Raw genomic sequence first — 15526 nt, forward strand, 5'->3', positions numbered from 1 at the left:
CGTTCAGCTCTTCGGATTGGCCAGGCAGAACGTGGTCTTGGGATTGGACAGCGTCAGGAACGTCGAATTCGAGTCACAGACGAATTCGTCGCTGGTGCCGTCGACGCGCTTCACGACCTTGACGGTGGCCGCATCCGAGGCGCAGTCCGCGTAGGCGAAGCCGGTCTCCCGGTCCTGGTGATAGCAGCTGCCCTGCTTGAGGTTCGGGGCGAGGCACAGGAATGCGGTGCCGCCGCCGGAATTCTCCTGGTACGAGGTGTTTTCGGTACCGCAGTCGGCCTTCTGATCCGAGGTCGACACGACCCGGTAGACGGCCTTCTCGGAGGAGCAGTCGATGGGCTCGGTCTTGGCCGCGGTGGTCGAACCCTCGAGGACGTTGATGCAGTCCCCCACCTTGGCCCGCGCGGTATCGGATTTGCCGGAACTGGACGAGCAGCCGGTGACCGCCAGAGCGGCCACCGCCACCAGTGCCGGCACGAAGCGAACGATCAGCTTCGTCCCTGCCTTGTTCACGTACGAAAACCTCTCTCACCCAATCGTTCACGGCGCGTCCGGGGCGCGGTCTCGCGCGAACGCCGGTGAGCGGACGATACCCCGTGTTCCTGGCCGCCGAGGCAGCCGGGCCGGATGACCGCCGCGATCAGTACAGGGTGCTCATATACAGACCGTCCAGTCCGAGCAGTGCGTAGCCGAGCGTGCGACCGATGGTCAGCAGCGTCATCATTCCGAGATAGTTGTTCATCCTCATCACCTTTCCACAGGCGCGCGGGGCATGTCCCCGTTCGCACCAACGATTGTGTCGTCCTATTTGCGACAGTCGTTACCGACTTTCAACCAAGGGAAAGGCTGCCCGGGAAAAGCTCGGCGTCCGGCGGGATCACCGTGCGGTCCAACCAGGCGTCGAGGAATCCGCCGAGTCCGATCGGCGTGAGAGATTGCAGGTAGGCGCGGAATTCCGGCATGGAGGCGTTGTCGTAGCGGTGCGCCTGGACGAATCGCGACATCGCCGGGAAGAAGACCGCGTCACCGAGCAGATGCCGCAGCGCGTGCAGGAACAGCGGACCGCGGGTGTAGACGGCGGTGAATTCGCGTCCGGCGCCGGGATTCTGCAAGGGCGTCTGCCAGAAACTCGGATCGCCGCGATTCTTGTCGATGGTCTCGCGGTACATGGCGTCGACATCCTTGCCGTCCTTGCGTTCCGGCCACAGGTAGTCGGCGGTGTAACTGGCGAAGCACTCGTTCAGGCAGATGTCGGCCCACTGCCGCACCGACATCGAATCGCCCCACCACTGATGGGTGTTCTCGTGCACCACGGTGTTCAGGTCGGACCAGGGCGCGTAGATCGGCCGGGTCTGCGTCTCCAGCGAGAACTGGAGATCGGTGTCGACGTAGATGCCGCCGCCGGATTCGAACGGATAAGGACCGTACAGGGTTTCGAGGAAGTCCAGCACCTCCGGCAGCTTGGTCTCCAGATCGCGGCGGGACACCGCCTGCGGGGCGAAGGCGCTGAACAACGGGGTGCCGTCGACGCGGCGCTGGTCCAGGAATTCGAAGTGGTCGATCGCGACCGTGGTCAGATAACCGGCCACCGGATCACGCAGCCGCCAGTCGACCGTCCGGTGCGTGCCGTCGGCGACATCACTGACCCGCACCCCGTTCGACACCACCTCCCACTCCGGCGGCACCGTCACCCGGACCTCGAAAGTGGCCTTGTCCAGGGGGGTGTCATTGAGCGGGTACCAGGTGGCGGCCGAATGCGGTTCCCCCGCGGCGAAGGCGCCGCCACTGGGTGACAACGTCCAGCCCGAATCCGGGCTGTCGGCAGCCTCGCCCGCATAGTCGACCACGATCGCGAACGGCAGTCCGGGCAGCAACGGCAGCACCGGTGTCACGGCCAGCTTGTGCGCCCCGGTCCGCTCGAAGGTGGCCGGGCGGCCGTTCACCGTCACGGTCCGCACCGCCGGGCCGCTGAAGTCGAGGTCGAAGGCGCGCAACGGTTGTGCGGCGATCGCCGACAGCCGGGCGGTGCCGGTCAGCTGCCGGCTCGGCGGGTCGTAGCCGAGGGTGAGGTCGTAGTGCTCGACGCGGTAGCCGCCGTTGCCGTCGTCCGGGTAGTAGGGATCGTCCAGCCCCGGCGCGCCGACTGTCGGATCGGCGACCACCTGTGCCCGCGCCGGGGCCGGGGCCACCGTAGCGCCGGCGAGCAGCAGCCCGGCTACCAGGCGGCGCATTCGATTGTGCATACGGCGAGCCACCCCTTCCGACCTGCGTGCGGATATCGGGGATGGTAGCCGGATCAGTTGTTCGTGCCGGTGACCGCCACGGTCGCACCCAGACCGATGATCATCAGCCCGCCCGCGCCGCCGACCGCCTCCAGCCGCCGCGGCGACCGCGCGAACCAGCTGCGCGCGGTACCGGCCAGCAGCGCCCACGCACTGTCGGACACCAGCGCGATCGCCAGGAACATCGACCCCAGGATGAGGAATTGCACCGGCAGATATCCGTTGGCCGGCTCCACGAACTGTGGCAGCACCGCCGAGAAGAAGATGAGCGCCTTCGGATTGGTCACCCCGACCACGATGCCCTGCCGGAACACCCGTCGATGCGGCGCCGGCTCGACCCGGGCGGCGAAGGCCTCGCGCAGCGACCGGCGCTGCCGGATCGCCTGCACGCCCAGGTAGATCAGGTAGAGCGCACCCACCAGTTTCACCACGGTCAGCGCCACGGCCGAGGCCGCCACCAGGCTGCCGAGACCGGCGGCCACCGCCACCACCAGGAGCTGCACCCCGAGCGAGTGGCCCAGCACCGATATCATCGCGGCCCGGCGCCCGTCGGTGAGGGCACGGCCGATGGTGAACAGCACACCGGGCCCGGGGATCACGATGATGACGGTCGCCGCGACGAGAAAGGCCACCAGATTCGAGGTGGGGATCACGCTGCCCAGTCTACGAAGGCCCGCAACGGATTTATCCGCGCAACTCCTCCGGCAGTTGCTGCGGATCCAGCAGCAGCCGTTTCGATTCCGCGGCCAGCACCTTCGCGGCCAGCGTGATGTTGTCGGCCAGCAGTTTCCACTCGACGTCGCTGATGGCCGTCCGGGCCCGCTCGATCACGCCGACATCGCGGGTGCCCCAGGCGATCGGCATCGTCGTCACCGTCTGCCGCAGGTCGCCGATCGATCCGGTGGCGAAGTCGGTGCGCACGGTCACCGACGGCACCTGCTCACCCTCCCCGGTGCGATGGCCGGGCAGGGCCCGCACCACCCGCGCGATCAGCGCGTAGACCGGGGTGGCATCGGGTTTGGCGATGTTGACCAGGGCCAGCAGCGTCAGCCCTTTCGAATTCGGGCCCGACACCACCGCGGGCACCAGTTCGCCTGCGGCGTAGAGCTTGTCGACCCGCGCCCGGTGCGGTGTCCACACCGCCACGAACAGCGCCGTGACGGTGCCCAGCGCGAATGCGACCGCCAGCAGGAACGAATAGGGATGTCCCACCCGGATCAGACCCGCGGTACTCAGCCCCAGCACGATCGCGACCGCGAAGGCCACGATGCGCAGCCGTCGGACGGTCGGGACGATCTCGTTCACCGTACGGGCATACGCGCGGTCCACCGCGAAGTCGAAGCGTCGCACGTCCACCATCCTCACCTGTCTCACGGACCGGCTCGCCCGGCGCGCCGGCCTCCGGTCATCCGATAGTCGGTCCCAGCAGGTCGTCCGCGTCCGTGATGCGATAGGCGTACCCCTGTTCGGCAAGGAAACGCTGTCGATGCGCGGCGTATTCGGCGTCCAGCGTGTCACGTGCCACGACGGAGTAGAAATGCGCCTGCCCGCCATCGTGTTTGGGACGCAACAACCTGCCCAGTCGTTGCGCCTCCTCCTGCCGGGAACCGAAGGTGCCCGAGACCTGTACCGCCACCGACGCTTCCGGCAGGTCGATGGAGAAGTTGGCCACCTTGCTCACCACCAGCACCGGGATCTCGCCGCGGCGGAACGCGTCGAACAGCTCCTCCCGCTCCTTGGTGCGGGTGGAACCCTGGATGACCGGGGCGTTCAGATGTTCGCCCAGTTCGTCCAGCTGGTCCAGGTAGGCGCCGATCACCAGGCTCGGCGAGTTCTTGTGCCGGGCCAGGATCGACTCCACCACCGGCAGTTTGGTGCGCGCGGTGGAGCACAGCTTGTAGCGCTCCTCCGGCTCGGCGGTGGCGTAGGCCATCCGCTCGGCGTCGGTGAGGGTGACCCGGACCTCGACGCAGTCGGCCGGCGCGATCCAGCCCTGCGCCTCGATGTCCTTCCAGGGCGCGTCGTAGCGCTTCGGGCCGATCAGCGAGAACACGTCGCCCTCGCGGCCGTCCTCGCGGACCAGGGTCGCGGTGAGGCCGAGCCGGCGGCGCGATTGCAGGTCGGCGGTCATCCGGAAGACCGGCGCGGGCAGCAGATGTACCTCGTCGTAGATGACCAGGCCCCAGTCGCGGCTGTCGAACAGCTCCAGATGCCGGTACTCGCCCTTGGACTTCCGCGTGATCACCTGATAGGTGGCGATGGTGACCGGGCGGATCTCCTTGCGCTCGCCGGAGTACTCGCCGATCTCGTCCTCGGTGAGCGAGGTGCGGGCCAGCAGTTCACGGCGCCACTGCCGGCCGGCGACGGTGTTGGTGACCAGGATCAGCGTGGTGGCCTTCGCCTTCGCCATCGCGGCCGCGCCCACCATGGTCTTGCCGGCGCCACAGGGCAGCACCACCACACCCGACCCGCCCGCCCAGAACGAATCGGCGGCCATCTCCTGATAGTCGCGCAATTGCCAGGCGCCGGACTCGAAGTCGAGCTCGATGGCGTGAGCCTCGCCGTCGACGTAGCCGGCCAGATCCTCGGCGGGCCAGCCGATCTTCAGCAGCATCTGCTTGATGCGGCCGCGCTCGGACGGATGCACCTGGACCGTGTCGGCATCGATGCGGGTGCCCAGCATCGGCTGGATCTTCTTGTGCCGCAGCACCTCCTCCAGCACCGCCCGATCGAGGCTGATCAGCACCAGGCCCTGCACGGGATGTTTGACCAGTTGCAACCGGCCGTAGCGGGCCATGGTGTCGACGATGTCGACCAGCAGCGGCTGCGGCACCGCGAACCGGGAGAAGCTGACCAGCGCGTCGACCACCTGCTCGGCATCGTGCCCGGCGGCGCGCGCGTTCCACAACGCCAGCGGCGTGATGCGGTAGGTGTGCACATGTTCGGGGGCGCGTTCCAGCTCGGCGAACGGGGCGATCGCCTGCCGCGCGGCATCGGCCTGCGGGTGGTCGACCTCCAGCAGGACGGTCTTGTCGCTCTGGACGATCAGGGGCCCGGCCGCTCGGTCACCATCGTGGGGCATCTGCCCACGATATCGAGGGTGACCGACATCTCGCCGTATGGGATCGGCCACGACGTGGCGACCTGCCGCGAAATCGGTGTGGCGATCGTCACGTCCCGGGTGGACGGGTACGGGCGCGGCAGTGACTGGTACAGTTTCTCCCCGTGCAGCGCGCGTATTTCTGGTTTATCAAGCCGGCCCCGGGTGGGCCGGTCGGTGAACCGCGCTGACCTTCCCCCACCCCGAGCCGGACGAATGACCGGCTCGCGGGGATTCCCGCCTCGGTGAGTCGGCCCGAGCCGGAAGCCCCGAGAGGAACTCTCCACAGATGAGCACCGCAGGTGATCTCGACGATCAGCGCACCTTGAGCATCAGCCCGCTGCTGTCGCCCGCCGACGTCCGCCGCGCCCACCCCCTCGACGACGACCTCGCCGCCACCGTGCGCACCGGCCGCCGGACCACCGTCGACGTGCTCGACGGCGCCGACGACCGGCTCATGGTGATCGTCGGCCCGTGTTCGGTGCACGATCCCGAGGCGGCCCTGGACTACGCCCGCCGCCTGGCCGCGAAATCCGCCGCACTGGGCGATCGGCTGCATGTGGTGATGCGCGTCTACTTCGAGAAGCCGCGCACCACCCTGGGCTGGAAGGGCCTGCTCAACGATCCGCACCTGGACGGTTCCTTCGACGTCAACACCGGCCTCGGGCTAGGCCGGCGGTTGCTGGTCGGCATCACCGCGCTGGGGCTGCCGGTGGCCTGTGAATTCCTCGACCCGATCACCCCGCAGTACATCGCCGACCTGGTCACCTACGGCGCGATCGGGGCCCGCACCGCCGCCAGCCAGGTGCACCGCCAGCTGTCCAGCGCGCTGTCGATGCCGGTGGGCATCAAGAACGGCACCGACGGCGACGTGCAGGTGGCCGTCGACGGCGTCCGCGCGGCGGCGGCCAGCCACGTCTTCCCCGGCACCGACCTGGACGGGCACGCGGCGCTGATCCGCACCGCCGGCAATCCGGACTGTCACGTGATCCTGCGCGGCGGCAGCACCGGGCCCAACTACGACGCCACCGCCGTCGCCGAGGCCTGCCTGCGCCTGGAGAAGGCGTCGCTGCCGCAGCGGGTGGTGATCGACGCCAGCCACGGCAACAGCAACAAGGACCACACCAAGCAGGTCGACGTGGTCACCGATGTGGCCGAGCGGATCGCCGAGGGCGACCGGTCCGTGGTCGGCGTGATGCTGGAGAGCTTCCTCGTCGCCGGCCGCCAGGACCTCACCCTCGGCCGCGCCGCGGACCTCACCTACGGTCAGTCGATCACCGACGCCTGCCTGGACTGGGACACCACCGCCGACCAGCTGGACCGGCTCGCCGAGGCCGTGGCCGTGCGCCGGTCGGCCCGCGCCGCCTCGTAGTCGCCGTCCCGCCGCCGACCACCCGCCGGTGCTGTGGCGGGTGGCGGAGCGGGCCGCCGCAGCACGAGCTGCGGTTCACGGTCCACACGAGGGCAACCGGCCCGCGACAAGGACGTGGGCGACAGGCCAGTATCGGACTCATGATCGGAACGACTGCGGTGATAGGTGTGGCGGCGGCGGCGCTCGGAATGGTGCTGACGCCCGGGCCGAACATGATGTATCTGGTGTCGCGCAGCGTCTCACAGGGCCGCCGGGCCGGGCTGATCTCGCTGTCCGGGGTGGCGGCCGGATTCCTGGTCTATCTGACGGCGGCGGCCGTGGGGATCACCGCGATCTTCGCCGTGGTGCCCGATCTGTATCTCGCGGTCAAACTCGCCGGGGCACTGTATCTGGGCCGGCTGGCCTGGAAGACGTTGCGGCCGGGCGGGATCTCGGCGTTCGCGCCCGGCGAGTTGCCCGCCGATCCGGTCCGGCGACTGTTCACCATGGGTCTGGTCACCAATCTGCTCAATCCGAAGATCGCCATCATGTACATGGCGTTGATCCCGCAGTTCGTGGTGCCGGGCCACGGCCGGGTGTGGTGGCAGAGCCTGTGCCTGGGCTCGGTGCAGATCGCCGTCGCGCTCACGGTGAACGGGCTGATCGTGCTGGCCGCCGGGTCGATCGCGGCCTTCCTCGGCGAGCGGCCGCTGTGGCTGCGGGCGCAGCGCTGGGTCACCGGCACCATGCTCGGCGCCATCGCGGTGCTGCTGGCCACCGACCGGGCCCGGCCGCTGCCCGCCTGAGCACCGGTCGCCACCGAGGTCCGGCGCTCGCGCCGGACCTCGGTGGCGACCTCACGCCGGTTCACCGCATCGTGCGGAACGCCATGGGTTCGGGCCGGGGGGCCGCGCGATTCAGCGAGCGGGGCTGGGGGTGCGGTGGGCGGCGTGCAGGCGGCGGATGCCCTCGGTGAGGGTCTCCTCCTTCTTGCAGAAGGTGAAGCGGATCAGGCGGTTCCACGCGGCCTTGTCATCGGTGAACACGCTGACCGGCACGGCGGCGACGCCGAGGCGCTCGGGCAGTTCCCGGCAGAAGGCGTGTGCCTCGGCGGCACCGAGGTTGCGGATGTCGGCGCAGACGAAATACGTACCGTCGCTGCGTTTCACCTCGAAGCCCGCGTCCCGCAGCGCCTCGGACAGCCGGACCCGCTTCTCCGCGAGGGTGTCGCGCAGGGCCGCCACCCAGGGCATCTCGTGCTCCAGCGCATAGGCCACGGCCGGTTGGAACGGGCCGCCGCCGACGAAGGTCAGGAACTGTTTGGCCGCGAGCACCGCGTCCAGCAGCGGTGCGGGGGCACAGGCCCAGCCGATCTTCCAGCCGGTGACGCTGAAGGTCTTGGCGGCGCTGGAGATCACCACGGTGCGCTCGAACATGCCGGGCAGGGTCGCGATGCCCACGTGTTCGTGCCCGTCGTAGGTGAGGTGTTCGTAGACCTCGTCGGTGACCACCAGCAGATCGTGTTCGATCGCGAGCGCGGCGATCGCCTCCAGATCGGTGCGGCCGAGCACCGTCCCGGTCGGGTTGTGCGGCGAATTCACCAGGAGCAGACGGGTTTTCGGGGTGATCGCGGCGCGCAGGCTGTCCACATCGAGGACGAAGCCGTCGCCGTCGGGCACCAGCCGCGCGGTCCGCCGGATCGCCCCCGCCAGCGCGACCGCCGCCGAGTACGAGTCGTAGTACGGCTCGATCAGCACCACCTCGTCGCCCGGTTCGACCAGTCCCAGGATCGCCGCCGCGATGGCCTCGGTGGCGCCCACGGTGACCAGGATCTGGCTGTCCGGGTCGTACCGGGTGCCGTAGCGCCGCGCCCGATCGGCGGCGATGGCCTGCCGCAGCACCGGCATGCCCCGGCCCGGCGGGTACTGGTTCAGGCCGTCGGCGATCGCCGCCCGGGCGACGTCCAGCATGGCGGCGGGACCGTCGGAGTCCGGGAAGCCCTGACCGAGGTTGACCGCACCGTGGCGGACCGCCAACTCGGTCATCTCGGCGAAGATCGTCGAGGCGAAGGGGCGCAAGCGGGCGACGGTCTGCGTGTGGGACATGATTCCAACCTAGCGTGCTGGTCAGCGGGGCAGAGATGGCCCGGCTCGAGCCGATCCCAACCTGTCACCAAGCGCGCGGGCCGGACCGGGGACGCGGGCTCGCGGCGACCGGCGGGCCGCCGCATCCGGTTCAGTGCGGTACCCGCACCCCGGACAGTTTCGCCGGATTGGCGAGATCGTAGGCGCCACAGACGGTTTCGCCGTCCACCGCCAGGGCGATCACCCGCGCCGGGGTGCCGGGACGGCCGTCGTAGGAGGCGCGTTCGTGGATCAGCAGGCCGAGCTGCCCGTTCACCCGCACGAATTCGTAGTCCGGAGCATCGGGCGCGACGCTGATCCCGTACCGCCCGAGCAGGCCGAGGGCCAGTTCGGCGCAGCCGGCGGCGCCGGTCACGACCCGCAGCGCCGCCCGGGTCGCCCCGCCCGCATCGGCCATGTACCGGGCCTCCGGGTGCAGGGTCGCGACCACAGCGCCGGGCTCGCCGGATTCCAGCGCGGTCAGCAGCCGCCGCACCGCCGCCGCATGGCCGGCCTCGGAGACCGGGGCGGGCAGATCGGCGATGGTGTCCCGCGCGGCGGCCGCCGCCTCGGTCACCGCCGCCTCGGTGCGGCCGAGGACCTCCGCGACGATCGTGACGGGCAGCGCGAACCGGTCCAGCAGCAGCAGCGCGAGCCGGGACACCGGATCCAGCGCGTCCAGCGCGATCATGGTGGTGAAGTGGCATTCTCGCCGCCGCGCAACGGTTTCCAGCAGATCCGGCCGACCGGCGGGCTCGGGCGCGGTCACGATCGGCTCCGGGAGCCACTGTCCCACATAGTTTTTCCGCCGGACCTCGGCAGTACCCAACTGGTCCAGGCAGATTCGGCCGACGGTCGCGGTGAGCCACTCCCGCAGGTCGCCGATCTCGTACTGCGGCGCGACGGCCAGCCGCAACCAGCTCTCCTGTACCGCGCTCTCCGCGTCCGCGACACTGCCCGTCGATTGATAAGCCACCGAGAACAGGTGCGCCCGATGGGATTCGAACAAATCGGCGACGAGTGCGGAGACCATTGCGCCGATTCTACGGCGGCCCGATACCGCCCCCGACCGCCGCCTCCCGCAGGTGGCGGGAGGCCGTGCGGACCGGTCAGGCGAACATGCCCGGCTCGTAGCTGCCCGCCGGGGTGCGGGCGATGACATTGAGCCGGTTGTAGGCGTTGATCACGGCCACGGTGGCGATCAGCGCGCCGATCTGCTCGTCGTCGAAGTGTTTGCGCACCTGCTCCCAGGTGGCGTCCGAGACACCCTCGTGCGCGTCGGCGATCCGGGTGCCCTCCTCGGCGAAGGCCAGCGCGGCCCGTTCCGCCTCGGTGAACACGGTGGCCTCCCGCCACGCCGCGACCAGATTGAGCCGCAGCCAGGTCTCCCCCGCCGCGGCGGCGTCCTTGGCGTGCATGTCGGTGCAGAATCCGCAGCCGTTGATCTGGCTCGCGCGCAGCTCCACCAGCAGCTGGATCGACTCCGGCAGCGTCGACTCGCCGATGGCCTTACCGGCGGCGGTCAGCCGCTTGATGAACTTGGCGGAGGCGGGGCTGGCGAACACGTTGAATCGGGCTTCCATCACGATGTCCTTCCTCGAAGGTGGTACGTCGCGCGGTGGCGCGACGCCCGTACATCAAGGTGACGACGTGGCCGGACAGGGTGTGACACCGCCGCCGGTGACCCGCGTCACAGCGGAACCGGCCGCAATCGCCCGGTGTACACCCCGGCCCGGCCCAGGGCGTCGTCGGCGGCCGCCAGCTCGATCGCGGTCTCCTCCAGGATCTCGACCGCGCCCGCGATGCAGTAGCCGGGGGTGGTCAGCGCGCCGATGCCGGGGGTGTCGAGCAGCACGCCGGCCCGCGGCAGCGCCCGGTAGTCGGCGGTGAGCCCGGCCAGTTCGGTACGCAGCGCGATCAGCCGGTCGCGCAGTTCGCTGCGCCGGCGGTCCAGCGCGATCGGGTCGGCAGTCGCCCGGTCAGCCTCGTCCATCTGCCCAGCATGCCCGAAAACCGCTGCCGCGGCAGCGATTCGGGTCAGCGGCGGCCGAACGGGAAGCTGACCTTGGTGAGCTGTTCGGATAGCTCCCACAGCCGCCGGGCGGTGACCTCGTCGCGGGAGGCGGCCGAGGAACCGCTGCGGGCCGGGTAACCGCGCAGGCCGCCCAGTGCGGTGGGGCCGTAGAACCCGCCGGGTTCCACCCCGGCGGCCGTGGCGGCGTACAGCGAGCCGAGCGCACCCATCTCGGCGCTCTGCGCCAGTACCCGGTTGCCGACCGACATCACGGTGTCGAGAAAGCTCTCGGTATGCGATTGCAGGTCGGTGGCCGCGTAGCCCGGATGCGAGGCCAGCGCCAGCTTCGGCGACCCGGAGGCGGTCAGCCGGCGTTGCAGTTCGTAGGTGAACATCAGGTTGGCCAGCTTCGACTGCCCGTAGGCGGCCCAGCGGCTGTAGCGGCGGCGTTCCCAGTTCGGATCGGCGAGGTCGATCTTGCCGATGATGTGCGCGCCGCTGGACACCGTGACCACCCGATCGGCGATCTTGTCCAGCAGCAGGCCGGTCAGCGCGAAGTGCCCCAGGTGGTTGGTACCGAACTGCATCTCGAAACCGTCGGCGGTGCGCCGCAGCGGCACCGCCATCACCCCGGCATTGTTGATCAGCACGTCGGCGCGGTCGATCGAGGCGGCGAACTCGCGCACCGAGGCCAGATCCGCCAGGTCCAGGCGGCGCACCTGGGCCCGCTCGCCGATCGTGTTGGCGACCGCGCGGGCCTTCACCTCGTCGCGGCAGGCCATGATCACCTGCGCGCCGGCCGCGGCCAGCGCGCGGGCGGTGACCGCCCCGAGCCCGCTGTTCGCCCCGGTGACGATGACCGTGCGACCGCTCTGATCGGGAATGTTCGATGTGTCCCAACGACTCACGACGCCTCCTCGCCCGCGGTTCGCGACGCCCGCTCGGCGGGCGCAGCAGCGAACGCGCCCCCGCGCGTTCGCCTCCTGGCGTCGAGTCTAGAACCGTCGCGGCCCGGCGGTGCATTCCGCCCGCGTCCCGGCCCTGTCATGCCTGTCCTCTCCGGCGCCGGACGCGGTCGCGCCGGTCATCGCGATGCCGCCGTGACCTCGTCGTCGCTCATCGCGGCGACCTGGAGATACAGCCGGGCCACGGCCTCCAGCCGACCGTCCGGTTCGCGCCGCGAGAGCCGCTGTGCGAGACCGGCCACGGTCCGGGTGGCGAACAGGTCCGCGACCACCGCGCCGGGACAGTCCAGCCATTCCCGCACCCGGGCCACCACGGTCGTCGCCAGCACGGAATCCCCGCCGCGGGCATAGAAGTCGTCGTGCACGCCGATGCGGTCCAGGCCCACCACCGCGGTCACGATATCGGCCAGCGCCGCTTCCAGATCCGTGCGCGGCGCACTGTCGAGATCGTCGGCCCGTCCCGCCTCCAGCCGGGCCGCGACCGCGCGGCGGTCCAGTTTCCCGTTGGCGGTCAACGGCATCGAGTCCACGATCTCGATCCGCACCGGAATCATGTAGCCCGGCAGCAACTCCGAGGCCACGGCCAGCACCTCGTCGACCGAGGTGACCGTGCCCGACACGGCGGCAACCAGTTTCGGCGCGCCCGCGCCCTGGACCACCGCGATCGCGTGCCGTACCCCCGGCGCCCGGCGCAGCGCCGTCTCCACCTCGCCCAGTTCCACCCGGTAACCGCGCAACTGCACCTGATGGTCACTGCGGCCGAGGAATTCGACGGTGCCGTCGGGCCAGTACCGCGCCGTGTCCCCGGTCCGGTACCAGCGCAGGCCGTCGTGCTCGACGAAGCGCTCCGCGGTCCGTTCCGGATCGTTGCGATACCCGGCGGCCACGTTCGCGCCGCCGACCCAGAACTCACCGGGCACCCAGTCCGGGCAGTCCCGGCCCACCGGCGACACCACCCGGCAGCGCACGTTGCGCAGCGGCACCCCGAACGGCACGCTCGACCAGTGCTCCGGTGGATCGGCCACCTCGCAGATGGTGTTGTGGATCGAGGTCTCGGTGGCCCCGCCGAGCCCGGAGAACCGGCAGCCGGGCACCTGGCGGGCCAGCCGGCGGGCCAGGTCGGCGCCGACCCAGTCGCCGCCCAGGGTGACCGCCCGCAGGCTGTCACCGAGCCGGTCACCGCCCAGGTCGAGGATCATGTCCAGCATGCTCGGCACGCAGTTCAGGATCGAGACCCGGTGTGCGCGCAGCAGTTCCGGCCAGACCGTGGCCTCGGCCCGCTGTCCGGCGTCGACGGCGGTCACCGATCCACCCACCGCGAACATGCCGAAGATGTCGTAGACCGACGCGTCGAACTCCAGCGCCGACAGCGCCAGCACCCGATCCGCGGCGCCCACCTCGAACCAGTCGTTGACCGCGTCGATGGTGTTCATCGCGCCGCGGTGCGGCACGTCGACGCCCTTCGGGACGCCGGTGGAGCCGGAGGTGAAGATCACGTAGGCGATCTGCTCGGGATCGGGAAGTTCCGGCTGCGGCAACGGTTCCCGGTGATCACGAGCCCCGTCCACGGTGAGGCAGGTGATCGCCGGATCGCCCATGTCCGCCGCGCCGGCGGTCAGTGCGACGGCCACCCCCGCGGTCCGCAGGATCTCGGCGCGCCGGGCGGCCGGCTGGTCGTAGCCGATCGGCACGTAGGCCGCACCGGCGGCGAGCACGCCCAGCACCGCGACGATCTGGTCGCGGCCCTTGGGCAACTGCACCGCCACGGCGTCACCGGCGTCGACCCCGGCGGCCCGCAGCGCGCCCGCGACCGCGAGCGCCTGCCCGGCCAGCTCCGCGTAGGTCCAGGACCCGGCCGTGTCGCCGAGCCCCCACACCACCGCGACCGCGCCGGGCGTGGCGGCGGCGTGTTCGAAGAAGCCCTGATGCAGGCAGCGCCCGCTGACCGGCCCGTCGGTGGCGTTGACCCGGGCCCGGACCGAGGCCTGATCGATCGGCAGCCGGACCGCGGCCGCGGCCTCCCAGCCGGACTCCTCCGACAGCCGCCCGACGGCGGCGACGTAGCGGTCGAACATGGCGTCGACCATGCCCGCCGGGAAGGCGTCCCGGCGCACGTCCCAGTTCAGCAGCAGCCCGCCGCGGACCTCGGTGACCTGGGCGTCCAGCAGGACCTGCGGCCCTTGCGAAATGGTCCACACCGGTTCGCCGAAGGTCTCGGTGACCTTGTCCGCGAACAGTTCTCCCAGATTGAGCGCGCTGGTGTAGACGACCGGCGCGAGCACCGGCTCACTGCGGAAGCGGCCCAGGTCGCGCAGTACCTCCAGACCGGAATAGGCCGCGTGCGAACCACTCTCGTGCATGGTCCGTTGCAGCGCGCGGGCCCGGTCGGCCACCGTCAGGTCCTCGCTGACATCCACCTCGAGCATGATCGAGGAGGTGAAGTCGCCGACCACCCGGTCGATGTCCGGATGCACCGGCTCGCGGTGGAACAGCGGCACGTTGATCAGGAACCGGGGCTGCGCCGACCAGCCGCCGATGGTCTCGGCGAACACGGCGGCCAGCGCCATCGCGGGGGTCACCCCGCGCCGGTGCGCGGCCTGCAACAGCCGCTGCTTCGCCTCCGGCGCCAGCCAGTGGTCGTAGCGGACGGTCCGGTTGGGCTCGGCCCGCGCGGCGACCGGCACCACCGGAAGTTCCGGCGCCCCGGGCAGTTCCGGCACCCGCCGCTGCCACCAGGCGCGATCGCGGTCGCGGGCCTGCTCGTCCACCACCCGCTCGGTGCGGTACCGGCGGTAGCTGTACTCGGGCCGGGGCACCTCGCGGCCGTGGTACAGGTCGGCGAGATCCTCGATCAGGGTGCGGTAGCTCATCGCATCGCCGGCCAGCATGTCGACGTCGAGATGCAGCCGGCTCCGGTCACCGTCGAGCAGCGTGAGGGTGACGTCGAGCACCTGCCCGTCCTCGATGGCCAGGCGCTGATGGGTCTTGATGTCGCGCAGCCGTTCCAGCTCCCGCGCGACCGCCTCCGGCGCGCGCCCGCGCAGATCGGCGACCGCGAACACCGGGCGGCCGGGGGCGGCCAGCGCCTGCTGAGTGCCGTCGGGCAGCACCTGGGTGCGCAACATCGGGTGCAGCGCCACCACATCGGCGACCGCGACCTCCAGCCGTGCGGGATCGACCGCGCCACCGTCGAATTCGACGTACAGGTGGGCCGCGACCCCGCCGAGTTCCTGCTCGTCGGCGCGGCCGATCCAGTACGCATGCTGCATCCCGGCCAGCGGGAACGGCTCACCCTCGGTCGCCGCGACCGCGGGCGCCGGAACCGTCTCCATCACAGGGGTTTCCGCGCCGGTGGCCGAAGCCGCACCCAGCAGCGCCGACCACGAGCCGACGCTGGGGGCGGCCGCCAGCTGCGCGAAGTTGATGTCGATCCCGCGTTTGCGCCACCCACCGGCGAGTTTCATCATGCGTATCGAGTCGAGCCCGAGCTCGATCAGATCGGCCCCGGCCTCGACCTCCTCGATCGGCAGACCGAGCTGGGCCGCCACGGCCGCCCGGATCTCGATCTCGCTGACATCCGCGCCCAGTGCCGGCGACGATCCTGACTCCATGCGTCTGTACTCCTCTGAAACATGCTGCCGGACAGCGGGACAACGGCTGCCCGGCGGCGGATGAACGGCGTCCGCGCGGG

At 70.5% G+C, this 15526-nt stretch carries 13 protein-coding genes; 2 read left to right on the top strand and 11 right to left on the bottom strand.

Annotated elements, in window-relative coordinates; translation table 11 throughout:
- Nucleotides 1-3 precede the first annotated feature (3 nt).
- The 5 genes from LBW94_RS13225 to LBW94_RS13245 all read right to left on the bottom strand — a co-directional run bounded on the left by LBW94_RS13225 (nucleotide 4) and on the right by LBW94_RS13245 (nucleotide 5364).
- Nucleotides 4-513, bottom strand: coding sequence for a hypothetical protein (locus LBW94_RS13225; protein ID WP_225054201.1), 510 nt, complete (start codon nucleotides 511-513; stop codon nucleotides 4-6).
- A 317-nt stretch (nucleotides 514-830) separates the two neighbouring features.
- Nucleotides 831-2231 (bottom strand): M1 family metallopeptidase, encoded by a 1401-nt coding sequence (locus tag LBW94_RS13230; protein ID WP_225054200.1) that lies wholly within the window; start codon nucleotides 2229-2231, stop codon nucleotides 831-833.
- A gap of 65 nt (nucleotides 2232-2296) precedes the next feature.
- Nucleotides 2297-2935, bottom strand: a complete 639-nt coding sequence (locus tag LBW94_RS13235; protein ID WP_416276878.1) for a LysE family translocator — start codon at nucleotides 2933-2935, stop codon at nucleotides 2297-2299.
- A 31-nt stretch (nucleotides 2936-2966) separates the two neighbouring features.
- Complete coding sequence (locus LBW94_RS13240; protein ID WP_225054198.1) at nucleotides 2967-3641, bottom strand: DUF3239 domain-containing protein; 675 nt, start codon at nucleotides 3639-3641, stop codon at nucleotides 2967-2969.
- Between the two features lie 46 nt (nucleotides 3642-3687).
- Nucleotides 3688-5364, bottom strand: coding sequence for a DNA repair helicase XPB (locus tag LBW94_RS13245; RefSeq protein WP_225054196.1), 1677 nt, complete (start codon nucleotides 5362-5364; stop codon nucleotides 3688-3690).
- Nucleotides 5365-5671: 307 nt separating this feature from the next.
- Between LBW94_RS13245 and LBW94_RS13250 the strand changes: the two genes are divergently transcribed.
- Entirely contained in the window at nucleotides 5672-6754 is a 1083-nt protein-coding gene (locus LBW94_RS13250) for a 3-deoxy-7-phosphoheptulonate synthase (protein WP_225054195.1), read from the top strand.
- A 140-nt stretch (nucleotides 6755-6894) separates the two neighbouring features.
- Complete coding sequence (locus LBW94_RS13255; RefSeq protein WP_225054193.1) at nucleotides 6895-7539, top strand: LysE family translocator; 645 nt, start codon at nucleotides 6895-6897, stop codon at nucleotides 7537-7539.
- Nucleotides 7540-7650: 111 nt separating this feature from the next.
- Here LBW94_RS13255 and LBW94_RS13260 read toward each other — a convergent pair whose 3' ends face one another.
- The 6 genes from LBW94_RS13260 to LBW94_RS13285 form a co-directional block, all read right to left on the bottom strand.
- Nucleotides 7651-8838, bottom strand: a complete 1188-nt coding sequence (locus tag LBW94_RS13260) for a pyridoxal phosphate-dependent aminotransferase (protein WP_225054191.1) — start codon at nucleotides 8836-8838, stop codon at nucleotides 7651-7653.
- 130 nt (nucleotides 8839-8968) lie between these two features.
- Complete coding sequence (locus tag LBW94_RS13265; RefSeq protein WP_225054190.1) at nucleotides 8969-9889, bottom strand: sigma factor; 921 nt, start codon at nucleotides 9887-9889, stop codon at nucleotides 8969-8971.
- Between the two features lie 76 nt (nucleotides 9890-9965).
- Complete coding sequence (locus tag LBW94_RS13270; RefSeq protein WP_225054448.1) at nucleotides 9966-10439, bottom strand: carboxymuconolactone decarboxylase family protein; 474 nt, start codon at nucleotides 10437-10439, stop codon at nucleotides 9966-9968.
- Nucleotides 10440-10546: 107 nt separating this feature from the next.
- A complete protein-coding gene (locus tag LBW94_RS13275; RefSeq protein WP_225054188.1) occupies nucleotides 10547-10849 on the bottom strand; it encodes a hypothetical protein in 303 nt (100 codons plus the stop codon).
- 44 nt (nucleotides 10850-10893) lie between these two features.
- Nucleotides 10894-11778, bottom strand: a complete 885-nt coding sequence (locus LBW94_RS13280; protein WP_225054187.1) for an oxidoreductase — start codon at nucleotides 11776-11778, stop codon at nucleotides 10894-10896.
- A 176-nt stretch (nucleotides 11779-11954) separates the two neighbouring features.
- On the bottom strand, nucleotides 11955-15446 hold the full coding sequence (locus tag LBW94_RS13285) for a non-ribosomal peptide synthetase (protein ID WP_225054185.1): 3492 nt from the start codon (nucleotides 15444-15446) through the stop codon (nucleotides 11955-11957).
- Nucleotides 15447-15526: the final 80 nt, after the last annotated feature.

The sequence above is a fragment of the Nocardia sp. alder85J genome (assembly GCF_020176955.2).
Taxonomy (GTDB): Bacteria; Actinomycetota; Actinomycetes; order Mycobacteriales; family Mycobacteriaceae; genus Nocardia.

Coding starts and splice junctions, on each gene's coding strand:
- LBW94_RS13230 (WP_225054200.1), bottom strand. CDS start 2,231: ATGCGCCGCCTGGTAGCCGGGCTGCTGCTCGCCGGCGCTACGGTGGCC.
- LBW94_RS13240 (WP_225054198.1), bottom strand. CDS start 3,641: ATGGTGGACGTGCGACGCTTCGACTTCGCGGTGGACCGCGCGTATGCC.
- LBW94_RS13245 (WP_225054196.1), bottom strand. CDS start 5,364: ATGCCCCACGATGGTGACCGAGCGGCCGGGCCCCTGATCGTCCAGAGC.
- LBW94_RS13250 (WP_225054195.1), top strand. CDS start 5,672: ATGAGCACCGCAGGTGATCTCGACGATCAGCGCACCTTGAGCATCAGC.
- LBW94_RS13255 (WP_225054193.1), top strand. CDS start 6,895: ATGATCGGAACGACTGCGGTGATAGGTGTGGCGGCGGCGGCGCTCGGA.
- LBW94_RS13260 (WP_225054191.1), bottom strand. CDS start 8,838: ATGTCCCACACGCAGACCGTCGCCCGCTTGCGCCCCTTCGCCTCGACG.
- LBW94_RS13265 (WP_225054190.1), bottom strand. CDS start 9,889: ATGGTCTCCGCACTCGTCGCCGATTTGTTCGAATCCCATCGGGCGCAC.
- LBW94_RS13270 (WP_225054448.1), bottom strand. CDS start 10,439: ATGGAAGCCCGATTCAACGTGTTCGCCAGCCCCGCCTCCGCCAAGTTC.
- LBW94_RS13275 (WP_225054188.1), bottom strand. CDS start 10,849: ATGGACGAGGCTGACCGGGCGACTGCCGACCCGATCGCGCTGGACCGC.
- LBW94_RS13285 (WP_225054185.1), bottom strand. CDS start 15,446: ATGGAGTCAGGATCGTCGCCGGCACTGGGCGCGGATGTCAGCGAGATC.